Annotated in this window: 11 protein-coding genes and 6 tRNA genes; 14 read left to right on the top strand and 3 right to left on the bottom strand. The window is 41.8% G+C overall.

Going from position 1 to position 17,459, the window contains the following annotated elements:
* Positions 1-284: 284 nt before the first annotated feature.
* The gene (locus ACRWQL_RS05045) at positions 285-680 is read right to left on the bottom strand and encodes a DUF2391 family protein (RefSeq protein ID WP_226410647.1); all 396 of its coding nucleotides are present in this window, start codon (positions 678-680) and stop codon (positions 285-287) included.
* A 333-nt stretch (positions 681-1,013) separates the two neighbouring features.
* Here ACRWQL_RS05045 and alaS point away from each other — a divergent pair, with 333 nt between their 5' ends.
* The 12 genes from alaS (at position 1,014) to ACRWQL_RS04985 (ending at position 9,982) form a co-directional block, all read left to right on the top strand.
* Positions 1,014-3,638, top strand: a complete 2,625-nt coding sequence (gene alaS / locus ACRWQL_RS05040) for an alanine--tRNA ligase (protein WP_434952649.1) — start codon at positions 1,014-1,016, stop codon at positions 3,636-3,638.
* A 402-nt stretch (positions 3,639-4,040) separates the two neighbouring features.
* Complete coding sequence (csrA, locus tag ACRWQL_RS05035) at positions 4,041-4,235, top strand: carbon storage regulator CsrA (RefSeq protein WP_434928607.1); 195 nt, start codon at positions 4,041-4,043, stop codon at positions 4,233-4,235.
* Positions 4,236-4,513: 278 nt separating this feature from the next.
* Positions 4,514-4,605: transfer RNA gene (locus ACRWQL_RS05030), tRNA-Ser, on the top strand.
* A 23-nt stretch (positions 4,606-4,628) separates the two neighbouring features.
* Positions 4,629-4,705, top strand: a tRNA-Arg gene (locus tag ACRWQL_RS05025).
* Between the two features lie 23 nt (positions 4,706-4,728).
* Positions 4,729-4,805 (top strand) — tRNA-Arg (locus tag ACRWQL_RS05020).
* A gap of 32 nt (positions 4,806-4,837) precedes the next feature.
* A tRNA-Arg gene (locus tag ACRWQL_RS05015) sits at positions 4,838-4,914 on the top strand.
* An 8-nt stretch (positions 4,915-4,922) separates the two neighbouring features.
* Positions 4,923-5,014: transfer RNA gene (locus ACRWQL_RS05010), tRNA-Ser, on the top strand.
* A 74-nt stretch (positions 5,015-5,088) separates the two neighbouring features.
* Positions 5,089-5,165 (top strand) — tRNA-Arg (locus ACRWQL_RS05005).
* Positions 5,166-5,826: 661 nt separating this feature from the next.
* The gene (locus ACRWQL_RS05000; RefSeq protein WP_226410644.1) at positions 5,827-6,060 is read left to right on the top strand and encodes an OadG family transporter subunit; all 234 of its coding nucleotides are present in this window, start codon (positions 5,827-5,829) and stop codon (positions 6,058-6,060) included.
* A 20-nt stretch (positions 6,061-6,080) separates the two neighbouring features.
* Entirely contained in the window at positions 6,081-7,862 is a 1,782-nt protein-coding gene (gene oadA, locus ACRWQL_RS04995) for a sodium-extruding oxaloacetate decarboxylase subunit alpha (protein WP_434952648.1), read from the top strand.
* 9 nt (positions 7,863-7,871) lie between these two features.
* Positions 7,872-9,002, top strand: a complete 1,131-nt coding sequence (locus tag ACRWQL_RS04990) for a sodium ion-translocating decarboxylase subunit beta (RefSeq protein ID WP_434928608.1) — start codon at positions 7,872-7,874, stop codon at positions 9,000-9,002.
* Positions 9,003-9,172: 170 nt separating this feature from the next.
* On the top strand, positions 9,173-9,982 hold the full coding sequence (locus ACRWQL_RS04985) for a RecX family transcriptional regulator (protein ID WP_434952647.1): 810 nt from the start codon (positions 9,173-9,175) through the stop codon (positions 9,980-9,982).
* Positions 9,983-10,139: 157 nt separating this feature from the next.
* Here ACRWQL_RS04985 and ACRWQL_RS04980 read toward each other — a convergent pair whose 3' ends face one another.
* Positions 10,140-12,056 carry a choice-of-anchor I family protein gene (locus tag ACRWQL_RS04980; protein ID WP_434952646.1) on the bottom strand — a complete coding sequence of 639 codons (1,917 nt, stop codon included), beginning with the start codon at positions 12,054-12,056 and terminating at the stop codon, positions 10,140-10,142.
* 436 nt (positions 12,057-12,492) lie between these two features.
* Positions 12,493-13,743, bottom strand: coding sequence for a dicarboxylate/amino acid:cation symporter (locus ACRWQL_RS04975; protein ID WP_434952645.1), 1,251 nt, complete (start codon positions 13,741-13,743; stop codon positions 12,493-12,495).
* A 295-nt stretch (positions 13,744-14,038) separates the two neighbouring features.
* Here ACRWQL_RS04975 and ACRWQL_RS04970 point away from each other — a divergent pair, with 295 nt between their 5' ends.
* Together ACRWQL_RS04970 and ACRWQL_RS04965 are read left to right on the top strand one after the other, a co-directional pair.
* A complete protein-coding gene (locus tag ACRWQL_RS04970) occupies positions 14,039-14,461 on the top strand; it encodes a YqaA family protein (RefSeq protein WP_434928612.1) in 423 nt (140 codons plus the stop codon).
* Between the two features lie 34 nt (positions 14,462-14,495).
* Positions 14,496-17,354 (top strand): M16 family metallopeptidase, encoded by a 2,859-nt coding sequence (locus ACRWQL_RS04965; protein WP_434952644.1) that lies wholly within the window; start codon positions 14,496-14,498, stop codon positions 17,352-17,354.
* The last annotated feature ends 105 nt before the right edge of the window (positions 17,355-17,459 follow it).

Raw genomic sequence — 17,459 nt, 5'->3', positions numbered from 1 at the left:
GTCGATTTAAGTCGCGGTGCGTATTTTACGTATCGCGACTTTTTTATGCTTCAGTTAAAAAACACTCTGTTGTTATCCTTGCTATACTGACTAGACTTACCCGCCACTAACTAGATAACTAGATAACTAGATAACTAGATAACTAGATAACTAGATAACTAGTAACTAGATAACTAGATAACTAACTAAATCAATTGAAATTTTATTCTTTTAGTAGATTGATACGCTAGCCACAGAACAATAACAAACCAAATAAAATAGCCTCTAGTTCATCCGATATAACATTATTCTTTATCAAAACTGTCCACCACAATGGCGCCCATCGATGCCGGCATAGTAATGACTATTATCCGTTTTAACGATGTTAATGGGTCTACCCAAAAGGGTAATTTGTCTAAACAAAATAGCACTAATGCAACCACTAATGCTGTCATTAGATAAGCGATAACAATACGGAAAATAAACACTAATTTTCTTGAGCTAATATTATTTTGAAAGACACTTTGATAGGTATATAGCCCTAGAAAAATAACCGATAATAAAAAAAGCATTAATAAATTGAAAAAAGGGAGGGTTTCACCTAATCGCCACGCTTCCTCTGAAAACGAAATCGGGACCGCAAGCGCAAATGCGCCGACAAAAATTTGGCTGGCATCTTCGCCATTAAAGCTAAACTTCATTACTTTTCCTTTTTAAAACATTCTGGTTTGCATAACAAACCCTAAGTTAAAGCCTAGATGTAATACTAGCTGTAATATATGAAGGACTGTTTAACTACAAATTACCTTAAAGCGAGTGTTTACGCACCTATATTCAGATTGAAAGCTAATTGAGAAGATTGTTAATCTTATGCCACAGCACTCATATTTTGCGATAAGCTAATCGAATATTGTTCAGATGATAATCGCCTTACTCATCTCGCATTTTTGCGTAAATTCAGTATATAATGCCCTCATTTACTGGCTTGTATAGCAAGCTAGACACTTTTGTATTCTCTATATCAGGACGCATCCATGTTTCAGACCACTGCAGAGTTAAGAAGTGCTTTTTTAAAGTACTTTGAAGATAACGGACATCAAGTTTTAGACAGTAGTTCGCTGGTTCCAACTAACGACCCAACACTGCTATTTACCAATGCCGGCATGAACCAATTTAAAGATGTGTTCTTGGGGATGGATAAACGCAGCTACACTCGTGCGACGACATCACAGCGCTGTGTTCGAGCCGGTGGTAAGCATAATGATTTAGATAACGTGGGTTATACCGCACGTCACCATACTTTTTTTGAAATGCTAGGTAATTTTAGTTTTGGTGATTACTTCAAAGAAGAAGCGATCCGTTTTGCGTGGACCTTTTTAACTGAAACATTGAAACTACCAAAAGATCGTTTATGCGTGACCATTTATGAAACCGATGATGAAGCGTTTGAACTGTGGAACAACAAAATTGGCGTAGCTGCTGAGAATATTATCCGCATCGGCGATAACAAAGGTGGGGCTTATGCGTCAGATAATTTCTGGCAAATGGGTGATACCGGTCCTTGTGGTCCATGTTCTGAAATTTTCTATGACCATGGCGATCATATTTGGGGAGGACGTCCTGGTTCACCTGAAGAAGATGGCGATCGTTTTATCGAGATTTGGAACATCGTATTTATGCAATATAACCGTCAAGCAGACGGTGAGATGTTACCTTTGCCTAAGCCGTCGGTAGATACCGGCATGGGAATTGAGCGTATTGCAGCTATCATGCAGGGAGTACATTCAAATTATGAAATTGATATCTTTAAGCAACTTATTGCTAAAACAGCTGAAATAATTAACGTTACTGATTTAGAAAATAAATCATTACGCGTAATAGCTGATCATATTCGTTCTTGCTCTTTCCTGATTGCGGATGGTGTTTTACCTTCTAATGAAGGCCGTGGTTATGTACTGCGTCGTATTATTCGCCGCGCAGTACGTCATGGTAATAAGCTTGGCGCTACGGATGCGTTTTTCTATAAGCTTGTACCTACCTTAATCAACGTTATGGGTGATGCAGCTAAAGGCCTAGCTGCAATGCAAGCGATTGTTGAAAAAGCCTTAAAAGCTGAAGAAGAGCAATTTGCCCGCACGTTAGAGCGTGGTTTGGGGCTGCTTGATAACGCGCTTAATAGCTTATCTGGCAAGGTGCTTGATGGTGACACCGCATTTAAACTTTACGATACCTACGGCTTCCCTGTGGATTTGACCGCAGACGTGTGCCGTGAGCGTGACATTACTGTCGATGAAGTTGGTTTTGAAGCGGCAATGGCTGAGCAACGAAGCCGTGCGCAAGCTGCTGGTAACTTTGGTACTGATTACAACAAGCAATTGATTATTGATAAGCAAACCGCATTTTGTGGTTATCAAGGCTTAACCGGTGATGCGACCGTAGTTGCTTTGTATGTTGATGGCAACGAAGTGACTGAAGTGACAGCGGGTCAGGAAGCTGTGCTGGTACTCGATAACACACCTTTCTACGCAGAATCTGGCGGACAAGTCGGTGACCGAGGTCTGCTAAACGCACAAGGCGTTAGCTTTGAGGTGCTTGATACGCAGAAATTTGGCCAGGCAACGGGTCATCAGGGAAAACTGACTCAAGGCAGTATAAAAGTAGGCGCTAAGTTAACCGCATTAGTGGATAAAAAACTGCGTCAAAGCACTGAACTTAACCATTCAGTGACTCACTTACTTCATGCTGCACTTCGTCAAGTATTAGGCAGTCATGTGACTCAAAAAGGCTCCTTAGTTAATCCTGAGCGTCTACGTTTTGACTTCTCACATTTTGAAGGTGTCAAGCCGGCTGAAATTAAAGAGATTGAGGAGTTAGTTAATACTCAAATTCGTCTAAATCATCAATTAAATACCCAAGAAATGGGTATCGATGAAGCCAAAGAAAAAGGCGCAATGGCGTTATTTGGCGAGAAGTATGATGCACAAGTGCGTGTTGTTACCATGGGTGACTTCTCTATTGAGTTATGTGGCGGTACGCACGTTAGTCGCACGGGTGACATTGGCTTATTTAAATTAACCTCCGAGAGCGGTATTGCTGCAGGTGTGCGTCGTATTGAAGCTGTTACTGGCGCTGCAGCAATGGCCTATGTGGCAGATCAACAAGCCCAGTTAGAAGAAGCCGCAGCGTTACTTAAGTCAGACAGTGCTTCTGTTATCACTAAATTAAAAGCGCAGCTAGATAAAGTGAAACAGCTTGAAAAAGATTTATCGCAACTGAAAGATAAACTTGCTGCTGCAGCAAGTGCTGATTTAGCGGGTGATGCTATTGAGATAAATGGTATTAAAGTCCTAGTGAAAAAGCTTGAAGGTGTTGATGCTGGATCACTACGTGGTTTGCAAGATGAGCTTAAGCAAAAGTTAAAGTCTGCCGTTATCGTATTAGGTGTTGCCACAGAAGGTAAAGTTAATTTGATTGCCGGTGTCAGTAATGATCTAACCAAGCAAGTTAAAGCCGGTGAGTTGGTGGCCATGATTGCTCAGCAAGTCGGCGGTAAAGGCGGTGGACGCCCTGACATGGCACAAGCGGGTGGTACTCAGCCTGAGAACTTAGATGCCGCATTAGCTTTAGTATTACCTTGGTTGACTGAACGCTTAGGCTAAACAATCGCCGTGAACGAAAAATAATACTTAAATCAAGTCTTAAAGCAGGGTTATTACACTTTAAGGCTTGAGTGTCATTGACACTTTTGGCATAGTTAACACAGTTTTGCTGCTGGTCACTATCACAGCGCGGTTAACTTAACACTTAAGTTGGTTCGAAAATGGTTTAATATGTCGTGCATAACGGGTTTGTTAACTATTTATCGTAATTGTCATTTTGTATGATCTAATGTCGATGCATTTTTATGTTGGTGTTAGATCATTTGTTAATTTTTGAATTATATGTGCTTAATAGTCAAACTTTGTATTTGAAGTTACTATGACTTTTACTGAGCAAACCCTATAATAACGCATATTACGGACAAAGCGTGTTATGCAGTGTGAACTAAAGGAGTAACCAATATGCTAATTTTGACTCGTCGTGTAGGCGAAACATTGATGATTGGTGATGAAGTCACTGTCACAGTATTAGGTGTCAAGGGTAACCAAGTACGTATTGGTGTCAATGCACCCAAAGAAGTATCTGTTCACCGTGAAGAGATTTACCAACGGATCCAATCTGAAAAGTCAGACTCATCTGATGGCGGTAACTTCTAAGCAGTTTTTGTTAGATATTGAAACGACTAAGTCAGCATTTGCTGACTTTTTTGTTTTTAAACGCGGTAAAGTTTTGTTTAGCTTGACTGCAAATATTGTAATAGGTGAGAAAGTATTTTATTTAGCTAATATTATTTATTCACTTAATAAGTAGAGCATTTGGAGTCTTATTTGCTGTTAAACCCCTCAATGTGCTTAAAAACAGTTCAAATGGTTAGCGGTTTGGAAAAAGGGTTTGACTTATTTTCGGCAAACAGTAATATGTGCGCCAAGAAAACGGAGAGGTGGCCGAGTGGCCGAAGGCGCTCCCCTGCTAAGGGAGTATGGGCTTTAACTCCCATCGAGGGTTCGAATCCCTCCTTCTCCGCCATTTCTTACAATAGTTAAATCGATGCGGATGTAGCTCAGCTGGATAGAGTACCTGGCTACGAACCAGGCGGTCGAAGGTTCGACTCCTTCCATCCGCACCATTTCTATTGTTGTGATTTTGAATGCGGATGTAGCTCAGCTGGATAGAGTACCTGGCTACGAACCAGGCGGTCGAAGGTTCGACTCCTTCCATCCGCACCATTCAAAGTAGAAAGACTGTATAGAACAAATTTGCGCGTGTAGCTCAGCTGGATAGAGTACCTGGCTACGAACCAGGCGGTCGGAGGTTCGACTCCTCCCACGCGCACCATATTTGACGGAGAGGTGGCCGAGTGGCCGAAGGCGCTCCCCTGCTAAGGGAGTATGGGCTTTAACTCCCATCGAGGGTTCGAATCCCTCCTTCTCCGCCATTCATTCATTGATGTTATAGTGCACTGCACTTTAATATGATGTAATGATGGCATTAAGTAATAAGTAAGATTTTGCGCGTGTAGCTCAGCTGGATAGAGTACCTGGCTACGAACCAGGCGGTCGGAGGTTCGACTCCTCCCACGCGCACCACATTAAAAAAACCTGCTATTAATTAGCAGGTTTTTTTTTGCCTTCGATTTCTAATCATTCCATTTAGCTGCGTTTAATCATCCATATTCATCTTCGATAGACATTCTGGTGATCTTTCAATCTACTTATCATCTTTGATCACTAGAAATAATGAACTCCATCACAAAGTAGTGACTTTATTTTTATGTTTAGTAAATTTTTATTCAACGTTCAAGATTGGAGGAAATAAGTGGCGGTAAATCGTTGGTGGTTGCCTGTTTAGTTTGGTTAACAATAATTTAACACCCTTATGTGTCAGAGGGGAAGTGAGCTTTATTGTGTAATCCTTAGTTAACGGCTGCTTTTATTATCAAATTCTTATTTGTTTCTATTTTTGGTAATTATTTATGGTAAGACCATTTTACAGTTGGATAGTGATTTTGTTATAATTTGTGTATATTTTGTAACATATGAAGTCGTTAAAATGGATATGAATTCAGTTTCTGTTAAAGTTGGCTCGATTAGCTGGTCAAGTATTAATTGAATATTTATTCTGAAAATGGTTTTGAATAAAAGAATGCTAAATAACGAGGCCGCGAGTCATCATGCCTTAATACGCATGTCAAAGCTTGGCATGTTACCCAATGGAACACATTTGTCGTATTTATTACAGTGAGGGACTATGGCATCGATCAGCCAACAATTAGTTGATGCGCTTGGCATTATGGTGATGGGAATGGGCTTAGTGTTCATTTTCTTGAGTATTTTAATTGTTGGTATTGGAATAGTGGCTAAATACAGTCCAGTTCCTATTGAGCCAACACCAGAGCCAAAGATCAACACAGGATCAACGACAGGATTAAATCCTAAGTTAGTCGCCGCTATTACTTCTGCGATTCATCAATATCGCGCGTAAGATTTATTTTGGGAGCTTTTATGAGCAAGCCGTTATTACTCACCGATGTCGTCCTGCGCGACGCCCACCAATCTCTACTTGCAACACGCTTACGTATTGATGACATGTTACCCATTGCTCCTTTGCTGGATAAAGTGGGTTATTGGTCATTAGAATCATGGGGTGGCGCTACTTTCGATTCATGTATTCGCTATTTAGGCGAAGACCCGTGGGATCGCATTCGTGAACTCAAAAAGGCCATGCCAAACACGCCACAGCAAATGTTGTTACGTGGACAAAATTTATTAGGGTATCGTCATTATGCTGATGACGTTGTTACCCGTTTTGTTGAGCGTGCTCACACCAATGGTGTAGATGTATTCCGTATTTTTGATGCCATGAATGATGTGCGTAACTTAGAAACGGCAGTTAAAGCGGTTAAAAATGTAGGTGGCCACGCGCAGGGGACGATTTCATTCACCACTAGCCCAGTACATACCCTTGATACCTGGGTTGATATGGCTAAGCGCTTAGAAGACATGGGCGCGGATTCATTATGTATTAAAGATATGGCTGGCTTACTTAAGCCGATGCAAGCTTATGATTTAATTAGCCGCTTAAAGTCGCAAACTGACTTAATGGTATCGATGCATTGTCATGCGACAACAGGTCTTAGCACAGCGACATACCAAAAGGCCATCGAGGCGGGTGTTGATGTGCTTGATACTGCAATCTCTTCAATGAGCCAAACCTACGGCCACAGCGCAACCGAAACGTTAGTTGCCATGGTAGAAGATACCGATAGGGCCACTGGCTACGATATGGTGCTCTTGGAAGAGATAGCCGCTTATTTCCGTGAAGTACGTAAAAAGTACGTCCGTTTTGAGGGCGCACTTAAGGGAATTGATTCACGTATTTTACGCGCCCAAGTGCCAGGTGGCATGTTAACCAACATGGAAAATCAGCTAAAAGAGCAAGGCGCTGCAGATAAGATGGATGCGGTGTTAGCTGAGATCCCACGGGTACGTGCAGACTTAGGTTTCTTACCTTTAGTGACACCAACATCACAAATAGTTGGCTCCCAATCGGTTATCAATGTGTTGATGGGTGAACGATACAAATCGATGACTAAAGAAACCGAAGGTGTGTTAAAAGGTGAATATGGCGCGACACCCGCTCCGGTAAATGCTGAACTTCAAGCTCGTGTGTTAAATGGAGCAAAAGCTATTACTTGTCGTCCTGCTGATTTAATCGCCCCTGAACTCGATAAGCTCCGAACAGAGCTAGCCATTAAAGCCCAAGAAGAAGGTTTTACTTTGGCAGCTGAGTCTGACGACGATGTAATGACCTACGCGTTATTTAATCAAATAGGTCTTAAGTTTCTACAAAATCGGGGTAACCCTGATGCCTTTGAACCTGTGCCCTCAGCAGATGATTTAGTGGTTAAAGCGGATAAAGAAAAAGACCCTGAAACCTATACCGTTAATGTAGAAGGTCAAAGTTTTGTTGTTCAGGTAAGCCAGGGGGGTGAGATCAGTCAAATAGTGCCTGTGGCTACTTCTAATGCTGCTACCCCTACTCAAGTCGTCTCAGCGCCTACTGGTGCAGTTAAATACAGTATGACAGCGCCACTGTCGGGTAATATATTTAAAGTGCTTGTGGCTAACGGTCAAGCGATTAAAGCCGGTGAAGTGGTTATCATTCTTGAAGCTATGAAAATGGAAACTGAAGTGCGTGCGAACGAAGACGGTGTGGTCACTAATCTTGCGGTTAAGCAAGGCGACAGTGTCACGGTTGGCTCAGCATTATTAGATTTGGCGTAAGAGGACATTATGGAAGGATTAATGGCCTTTTGGGGCGAAACAGGTATTGCTCATTTCACCGGTGGGCAAGTATTAATGATGGGCGTAGGGTGTTTATTACTTTATCTTGCCATCGCACGTGGCTTTGAGCCTTTGTTATTATTGCCTATCGGCTTTGGTGCCATTTTAGCCAACATTCCCAATGCAGGCTTTACCGACGAAGGCGGCTTGCTTTGGTACGCTTACCATATTGGAATTGAAACGGGAGTTTTTCCGTTATTGATCTTTATGGGCGTTGGCGCTATGACCGATTTTGGAGCCTTAATTGCTAACCCTAAAACGTTACTTTTAGGGGCCGCAGCACAGTTTGGTATCTTTGCCACATTGTTAGGTGCGATTGCATTAAATTGGGTGCCAGGTTTTGAGTTTACTATGCAAGATGCGGCTGCTATTGCCATTATTGGTGGCGCAGATGGCCCCACAGCTATCTTTTTGGCCTCCAAGCTCGCGCCAGATTTGTTAGGCGCAATTGCGGTAGCTGCATATTCGTACATGGCGTTAGTGCCTTTAATTCAACCGCCTATTATGAGGTTGTTAACTACTCCTGCTGAACGTAGCATTAAAATGGAGCAGCTTCGCGAAGTCAGTAAACGTGAAAAAATTATTTTCCCGTTAATGGTAGTTGGGTTAACCATTTTGTTTTTACCTGCCGCCACGCCACTTGTGGGTATGTTCTGTTTGGGTAATTTGATGCGTGAATCGGGTGTAGTTGACCGTCTATCTAAAACATCACAAAACGAACTTATCAATATCGTCACTATCTTCTTAGGGTTAGCTGTGGGATCTAAACTGTCAGCTGATCAATTTCTACGAATTGAAACCTTAGGCATTTTACTTCTAGGTGCAGTGGCATTTTCTATTGGTACCGCTACAGGCGTGTTGATGGCTAAGTTAATGTGTAAGTTATCTGGCGGTAAGGTTAACCCATTAATTGGCGCAGCAGGCGTGTCAGCCGTGCCTATGGCGGCCCGAGTGGTTAACAAGGTTGGCTTGGAAGCTAATCATCAAAACTTCTTGTTGATGCATGCTATGGGCCCGAATGTGGCTGGTGTGTTAGGCAGTGCCGTTGCTGCTGGGGTCTTATTAGCGGTATTAGGCTAATATCGTTTTAAAGTTATATATCTACACATTAAAGTAGCGCTTACAAATCTGTGTCGATATTATTAAAATAAGGCCAGTACATCATGTACTGGCCTTATTTTTTGCTTAATCATCATTAGCCATAACTGCTACACTGTTTGAGATTACTTGCTACTTAAAGACCCATTTCTATGCAGCGTGCCCCATTACGTCAAGCCAAAACTATCGATAATGTCTTTAACAGTGCTTACTGGCATCTTAGTCAGCAAGACTTCACCATTAATGAAATTCGCACCAAGCTAGCGCGTAAAACTGATAATCAACAATGGATTGATATCGTACTGGCTAGACTAGTAGAAAGTGGTTATTTAAAAAATGACTTCGACTTCGCTGTACGTTATTGCCAGTCGGCCTTTAGCAGTGAGCTAGGTGCAGGCGCAATAAGGCGCAAACTACAACTGCGCGGTCTATCAGCAACAGACATTGAAACAGCAATAGAGCAAGTAATGCACGAGCAACAGGTCGATACCTTTGAAATGGCCGCGTCTAGACTACTTAATAGATTTGATAACTTTAATGGCACCAGTAAAGAAAAAGTCTATACCCAGATGACTACAAAAGGATTTTCACGCGCAGAAATTGATCATGCATTATCCCACCACCCTGAAAGTGACACATTGCGCAGTAAGCTGGCGATAAAAGCTGACAAAGTTGATTTAACAACAGAAATTATCAAGCTATTTAATAAAGGCAAAGGTAAAACACTTATCTTGCAGGAGCTTAAACAGCGATTGATTGACGTGACTGATTTTGAAGAAACCCTTTACCAGTTAACCTTAACAGAAGAGGTTGATTTCTATCAAAGCTGTAAAGATCAGCTAGCTAAAAAACGTTATAACTTATCGGATTATAAAGAAAAGTCGAAAGCGTATGCGTATTTGTCCCGTAAAGGTTTTGGCAGTGATGAAATAAAAGAAGCTATGTCACTAGATGACGAATAATCCAGTAACTATTTTTGTTGAAATTTAAATTTAATAGCCGATCTCTATAAAATAGGGATAAATACAAAACGCCAAGCAAATTATGCTTGGCGTTTTGTATTATGTAGCGATAAGTAAACCTTATATATTTAGGATCTACTTGAGTGAGGCAATGACCTTACTGTAATCGTAATTGATATACTGCAGTTGTGCCGCTGACTTCATTACCAATAAGTAGTAGTGGCACCCCTGTTGGGCTGTTTTGGCTAGCAATAAATATCATCCCTTCAGGACCTAAATCACCGGCCATTGATGCATCACCTTCAACTTCACCAGTGTCGGTATCAATGGCAAAATCAGCATCAAAGTTACGATTATGAACGTAATCTACGAATGACGCAGCAAAAGGATTGCTGATGTCGTAAATCATAAATCCAGAAGTGCGTTCTAAACCAATAAATGCATAAGTATTTGAACCAATCTGACCTATAGCGAGAGCTTCTGGCTCTGGTCCTTTATCGTCACTGCGGCTGTCACCTTTGTTTTCATCGTTGTTATTATTAAAGTTCATCCCTAATAACGCCGCAGTAATACGCTCAAAGTCACCAGCACTGTCAAATACTTGTTGACCATCAGCTGTCCAAATTGAAAATGAACGACCACCATAGGCAACAATTTTATCCATTAACCCGTCATTATTGTCATCGCCCATACTGGTGGTTACTTTTAAACGTCCCAGTTGGGTTTTATCTTGTGCGGTGGCAAACTGTGGCTGGTTAGGGTCTAAACTTAGGTCCGCAGCGCGAGCTTCTTCAGAAAACCCTGCATAATCTCGAGCATCGCCTTCGTTGGCTGTCACGATAAAGTCAGCATTGTTCCAGCGATAACTGGCAATCGTATCTGGCTGATACATGCCATAAACACCAGTGTAAGCTTGTAAGTTTATCGCATCGTCTTTATCACTAGCGTCTATTTTATTGGTATCTAAGCCAAAATTCTTAAGGCCTAATGCGATAATATTTTTTACCTTTGCCGCCTTGATATCAATCACCGCAATGGCATTGTTTTCTTGTAAACTAACATAAGCATATTGATTGTCAGGAGAGACTGAAATGTACTCAGGTTCAAAGTCTTGCGCTACGCTAGCTCCTGGACCATTGATTTTAATTAATGGGCTAAGTTCAGCATGACGTAAACCACCTAGGTTAAAATCTTTAAAATCAATCATGGTAGCCGATGTTGCCGGTACACCATTGGTGATGGCAATAAGCCCAATAGACCCTTCAGGATCGACATCATAAGCGCTGTTCGGCTCACCTTCATTAGCAACTAACAACACACTACCATCAGGCGTGAAAGCGACATTGTCAGGTAACGCACCCACTTCAACAAATGACAAGTAGACAGGTAATTCACTGCCTGATAATTGATAAAAGGCAACAATACCATTGCCTTGAGTCGCATTACCTAATGAATCAGCACGTTCAACGGCCGTGGCTAATAAATTACCCGACACACTGACACTGTTAACTGCACCTAATAGAGTTAACCCTGTATCGCCGCTGATATTCAATTCAGTTTTTTTGGTGATATTATTTAAACTATAACCTGCTTCAGCTTCAACGGGTGTTTGAGTCAATTGTGATAAATCTAACACATCAACCTTGCCACTTTGGGCATTGACCACAAATGCGCTTTGGCTAGTCGAGTGATAGTCAACGATTTCAGCGGCGCTAAGTCCATAGACTCCTGATTGATAACGGCCGACTAAATCAACACTCAGGGTATTTAGGTTGTTATTACAAATCACTTGAGTTTGTAGGCTATCAACTTCACTAGACTCCAGTACGCCATTACTGTTGGCGTCTAATCCGGTTTCAATTTGTTGTCCACCAAAGGGGCACTGCGCATGACCTGCCGTAATGGGGGTTACCGCGACTAATGCTGATAATCCTATACTGCCATCAGTTCCGTTTGCGCCATTAGTCCCCGCGGCACCTGTTTGCCCATCATCACCATTGCATGCTGTTAATAACATTGTGGTCATAATTGCAGACACTAAAAGTGTTACCTTACCTTGAGTAAATCGCTTCATAAACTAACGTCCTGAATAGAATTCTGTAATATAAAGCGGACAATTTAGTTAACTTGCGTGACAGTTTAATGATATTAATATTGCATTTATATGCTCTAGATAAACTGTTTTGTGCTTTATACAAGAATGCTGCGTAAGTATGAAATACGCATTTTCTTACTCAGCGAACACCTTGCAACAAAGACTCTTGTTGTAAAAATAAATATGTTAGCAGGATATTTTTGGTTTTTTTGTTACCTGAGTATAAGATTTTGACGTTATTGTAGATGAGGTTATGTAAAAAGACCGCATGCAGAATAACCCTATTATGAACCGAATTAGACTGCGGGATAGGCGATAAAAAATGCCAATATCATTAACGTGATATTGGCATTTATTGCTTTAGCATCAACAGACTTAAAGGTACTCAATCAAACATAAGTCCTTTCAACGCTGGTTAAGCGATTTTCTGTTCAGTGAGTGTCTCTTCAGAGTTGAACTGCTCAATATCTAATTGACCTTCGCTTTTGCCTATAACAACCGCGGTCATCATGTCACCGGTGACATTGGTCGCGGTGCGGATCATATCAATAATGCGATCAATGGCGGCAATAAATGCAATGCCTTCAAGGGGCAAGCCGATAACGCCTAAGGTAACAGTTAACATCACCATTGCACTGCCGGGTACGCCAGCGGTACCTACAGAGGCAACCGTGGCGGTAACGGCAATCAGCATGTAATCAGTCATATCTAAGGGGATACCGTAGATTTGAGCAATAAAGATAGCGGCAATAGCAGGGTAAATACCACCACAACCGTCCATGTTCATGGTCGCGCCTAACGGTAGTACAAAGGCACTGTAACGTTTTGATACGCCCATTGCTTCAGTACAACGTGTACTAGCAGGTAGGGTACCAAAGCTCGATGCGGTACTAAAGGCAACCAGCTGAGCAGGCATGGCTTTGCGGAAAAACTTTACCGGGCTTAAGCCAGCGGCAAATCTAATCAATCCACCATAAACAAAAATAATGTGAATGAACGCAGCAATATAAATGGCAATAATAAATTTACCTAATGGTAGTAAGGTACTTAAACCGTACTCGCCAACAACCCAAGCCATTAAGCCAAACACACCAATCGGGGTCAGTTTTAATACCATGCGCGTCAATTGAAACATCACTTCAGCACTGGCTTCCATGACCTTCTTCAATGGTTCAGCTTTTTCACCGACGGCATTAATTGCAATACCGACTAAGGCTGCAAACACAATTATCTGTAACACTTTGCCTTCCGCTAAAGAAGCAAAAGGATTAACCGGGATCATATTGAGTAATACTTGGGCAAATCCGGGAATGTCACGTTCACGCACTTCGGTAGTGGCTAATTCAAGTGAACCACCCATGTCGATTAAGCTGCCAACCGCTAAACCAATAAATGAAGCTATCGTGCCCGTCAGCATAAATAGGCCTAAGGTTTTTAAGCTTAAGCGCTTTAAGTTGGTTTGATTGCCTAAAGAGGTAATGCTGACCACAATGGCGCAAAAGACAAGCGGGGCGACCAACATTTTGATCGCGCTAATAAATAAGTCACCAAGAGGCTTAAGCACAATTGCTGATTCGCCCAAAGCGATACCTGCAAGAGTGCCCAAGATGAAGCCAGCGAGAACTTTTTGCCAAAATGGAATACGTTTAAAGGTGTCTAAAATCATCGAGGTTCTCATTTTATGGTTATTGTTAGGCGTATTGATAAGATGAATGGGCGATTATGCATAATTCATCCGTCTATTGCGGTGTGAACCAGCGGTGTAAGTTACCCATTCTAGACAGATGAATCAAATTTAATGGCATTCTAGAGAGGCAAATAAAGACAAACAACGTCAATTTGATATAACTTATAATTATATATATCAATGTTAATATAATTATAAGTTTTTTACTGTGCAATAACTTTTAAAATAAAGCGTTTATAAATAAAAAAGTGTTTTAAAATCATAAGGGTATATTTTGACTGAGTTATGGCTGATGTTTTCTGGAGCTTTTTTAGCTGCCACCTTGTTACCGGGGGGATCAGAAGTTTTACTTATTGGTTTGTTACAGCAAAACAGTGACCCTTGGTTAGGTTTATTGATTGTTGCCAGTTTGGGCAATACCTTAGGTGCCGTCACGAGTTATTATTTAGGCCGAGCGGGACGGTTTGCAAAATCACCAGCTGATTTTGATAACAAGTACTATCAGCGTTCGCTGGGATGGTTTGAACGTTTTGGCGTATGGGCGTTACTCTTGTCCTGGCTACCGCTTATTGGTGATATTTTATGCTTAATTGCTGGGTGGTTAAAATTACCAGTGGTAAGCTCAACAGTAATGATTTTTATCGGTAAAACAGTACGCTATAGTTTAATTGTTTTTATATTTATGGCAGCAATTTGATAATGCAGTTATGTAAGCTCAAGGAGTGTGTTTTTTGAAAAAGTGGATACTTGCGGTCGCGATTAGTGCGGCAATTACCGGATGTGCAGTAGACAATGTTAATGATGACATTAAGCTAATCGCACAGCAAACAAGCTTACCAGCAGGCGTTAATCTAGTTGAAGCGGTTACTATCGCTGACAGTAACATTGGCATCCCTTACAAAAAATATCAGCTCGCAAATGGGCTAACGGTGATTTTGCATCAAGACACATCAGATCCCCTTGTACACGTTGACGTGACTTATCATGTGGGCTCGGCACGGGAATTAGCCGGACGCAGTGGTTTTGCTCATTTATTTGAACATATGATGTTCCAGGGCTCACAAAATGTCGCCGATGAACAACACTTTAAAGTGGTTACCGAAGCGGGCGGTACACTAAATGGTACAACCAATTCCGATAGAACTAATTATTTTGAAACTGTGCCCAAAAATCAGTTAGAAAAAATGCTCTGGTTAGAGTCCGACAGAATGGGGTTCTTGTTACCCGCTTTAACCAGCGAAAAATTTGAAGTACAACGTGAGACCGTTAAAAATGAGCGGGCACAACGGATTGATAACCGCCCTTACGGTCGTTTAGGCGAACGTTTTGCACAAGCCCTTTATCCTGAAGGCCATCCTTATTCATGGCCAGTTATTGGCTGGCCGGACGATCTTGAACGTGCCACTGTTGATGATGTTAAGCACTTTTTCCAGCGTTGGTATGGGCCTAATAACGCCACATTAACTATTGGTGGTGATTTTGATGAAGCGCAAACCTTAGCCTGGATTAACCAATATTTTGGTGAAATCCCTTCAGGACCTAAAGTAGATGCGGCCACCAAAACCGCGGTGACCTTAGATAAAACCCGTTATCTTTCAATGGAAGATAAAGTACATTTGCCTTTATTATATGTGGGTATGCCAACCGTGTATGCCGGTCACCCTGATGAAGCCGCATTAGATCTACTGGCGAATATCATTGGCGGTGGTCAAACGTCATTGTTATACAAAAACTTAGTTAAAGATGGGTTGGCAGTGCAATCATCTGTTAGTCATCCATGTCAAGAATTGATGTGCCAATTTACTTTATATGCCCTAGCTAATCCTGCAAATGGTGGCAAGCTGGATGCGTTAGAAGCTAAAATTAATGAATCTATTGCCGAATTTGAGCAACGTGGTGTGACTGACGAAGACCTACAAAAGGTTAAAGTACAGTTTGAAGCCACTACTATTTTTGGGTTGCAAAGCGTCGCTGGCAAGGTGGCGACTTTAGCTTCAAATGAAACTTTCTATGGTGATCCTAATCGAGTAGCAAAAGATTTAGCCCGTTATAACAGTGTGACTAAAGCAGATGTTATGCGGGTATTTAATCAGTACATCAAAGATAAACCTAAAGTGGTGATGAGTGTGGTGCCTGAAGGCCAATCACAATTAATTGCCAAAGCAGATAATTTTGAGCCCAAAAGCTTAGCCATTGCAGAGGATGCGGTAACGGGACTGGTTGATAGTAAGCCTGTTGTATCAAGTTTTGATCGCACCTTAATACCTGCTCCGGGTGACGCTCCACAACTGACGGTACCCACACTTTGGTCTGCCACCTTAAGCAATGGTATTGAGGTGATGGGCACTGAAAGTGAAGAGACACCGACAGTCGAGCTAGTGATTTACCTTGAAGGCGGCCACCGTACTGTGCCTGTTGAAAAAGCCGGACTAGCCAAGCTTACTGCCGCTATGATGAATGAATCAAGCAATAAGCGCTCTGCAGAAGAGCTAGCTCAAGCATTAGAGATGTTAGGCTCAAGTGTCAGTGTTAGCGCAGGTGAGTCACAAACCTATGTACAAGTGTCTAGTTTGTCGAAAAATCTTGCCGCAACCTTAAGTATTGTTGAAGAACGTCTATTCCAGCCTGGTTTTGTCAGTGCTGACTTTGAACGCGTTAAACAGCAGCAATTACAAAGTTTACAACAAGCAATGACTAATCCGAGTTTCCTGGCCAGTAATGGTTTTTCTGCCTTGTTATATGGCAATAATACTGCCATGGGCAGTAGCGATTTAGGCACAGTGGCATCGGTATCAGCATTAACCCTTGATGATGTAAAAGATTTTTATCAACAGCAATTTACCGCAGGCAATGCCCAAATGGTGTTGGTGTCTGATTTAGCCAAAGCTGATGTGATGCCGATGCTCAGTGGGTTCAGTCAATGGGCGGGTAACGCCAGTGCGCTGTCACCTATTGATAAACGGATCCACGCTAAACCTGCGACCATTTATATTATCGATAAACCAGATGCGGCGCAGTCGGTGATTAATATTGGTAAACGCGCGTTAACCTATGATGTCACCGGTGATTATTTTAAAGCCAATTTGATGAATTACCCATTGGGCGGCGCATTCAATAGTCGCATAAACTTAAACTTACGCGAAGACAAAGGTTATACCTATGGCGCCAGAACCAGCTTCAGTGGCCAAGAAGACAGTGGTGAGTTTATCGCCTCCGCCAGTGTGCGAAGCGATGTCACAGGCGCGGCAATTAGCGAGTTTATTAATGAAATTCAAATCTATCAGCAGTCGGGTATGAATGACACAGAGTTGGCATTTTTACGCAATTCTATTACTCAAGGACAAGCGTTAGACTTTGAAACACCTTATCAAAAGGCCGGTTTTATTCGTAAAATTCAGCGTTATCGGCTAGATCATCAATTTACCGCTGAGCAAACTCAGATCATTAATTCAGTGACCACCACTGAATTAAACTCACTTGCTAAATCCTTGCTTGATATCAATACTATGGTGATATTAGTGGTTGGCGATAAAAAGGTGATTGAGCCACAGCTTGCGCCATTGGGCTATCCAATTGAAGTGTTAAATTAATTGGCTATATAGCTGACTTGAATTGATCTGATTTACCCCAATATCAGTATTAATTCTAGTTAAAACGGCGGCAGAATTTCTGTTGCCGTTTTTGTTTACAGTTTT

Origin of the sequence: Shewanella sp. HL-SH4 (assembly GCF_051164845.1) — a bacterium.
GTDB classification, from domain to species: domain Bacteria; phylum Pseudomonadota; class Gammaproteobacteria; order Enterobacterales; family Shewanellaceae; genus Shewanella; species Shewanella glacialimarina.
Note: the sequence above shows the minus strand (reverse complement) of the source record. Positions and strands in the feature narration are given on the sequence as shown.

Bases quoted from the DNA above. Each gene is read 5' to 3' on its own strand.
- ACRWQL_RS05045 (WP_226410647.1), bottom strand. From the start codon at position 680: ATGAAGTTTAGCTTTAATGGCGAAGATGCCAGCCAAATTTTTGTCGGC.
- alaS (WP_434952649.1), top strand. From the start codon at position 1,014: ATGTTTCAGACCACTGCAGAGTTAAGAAGTGCTTTTTTAAAGTACTTT.
- csrA (WP_434928607.1), top strand. From the start codon at position 4,041: ATGCTAATTTTGACTCGTCGTGTAGGCGAAACATTGATGATTGGTGAT.
- ACRWQL_RS05000 (WP_226410644.1), top strand. From the start codon at position 5,827: ATGGCATCGATCAGCCAACAATTAGTTGATGCGCTTGGCATTATGGTG.
- oadA (WP_434952648.1), top strand. From the start codon at position 6,081: ATGAGCAAGCCGTTATTACTCACCGATGTCGTCCTGCGCGACGCCCAC.
- ACRWQL_RS04990 (WP_434928608.1), top strand. From the start codon at position 7,872: ATGGAAGGATTAATGGCCTTTTGGGGCGAAACAGGTATTGCTCATTTC.
- ACRWQL_RS04985 (WP_434952647.1), top strand. From the start codon at position 9,173: ATGCAGCGTGCCCCATTACGTCAAGCCAAAACTATCGATAATGTCTTT.
- ACRWQL_RS04980 (WP_434952646.1), bottom strand. From the start codon at position 12,056: ATGAAGCGATTTACTCAAGGTAAGGTAACACTTTTAGTGTCTGCAATT.
- ACRWQL_RS04975 (WP_434952645.1), bottom strand. From the start codon at position 13,743: ATGATTTTAGACACCTTTAAACGTATTCCATTTTGGCAAAAAGTTCTC.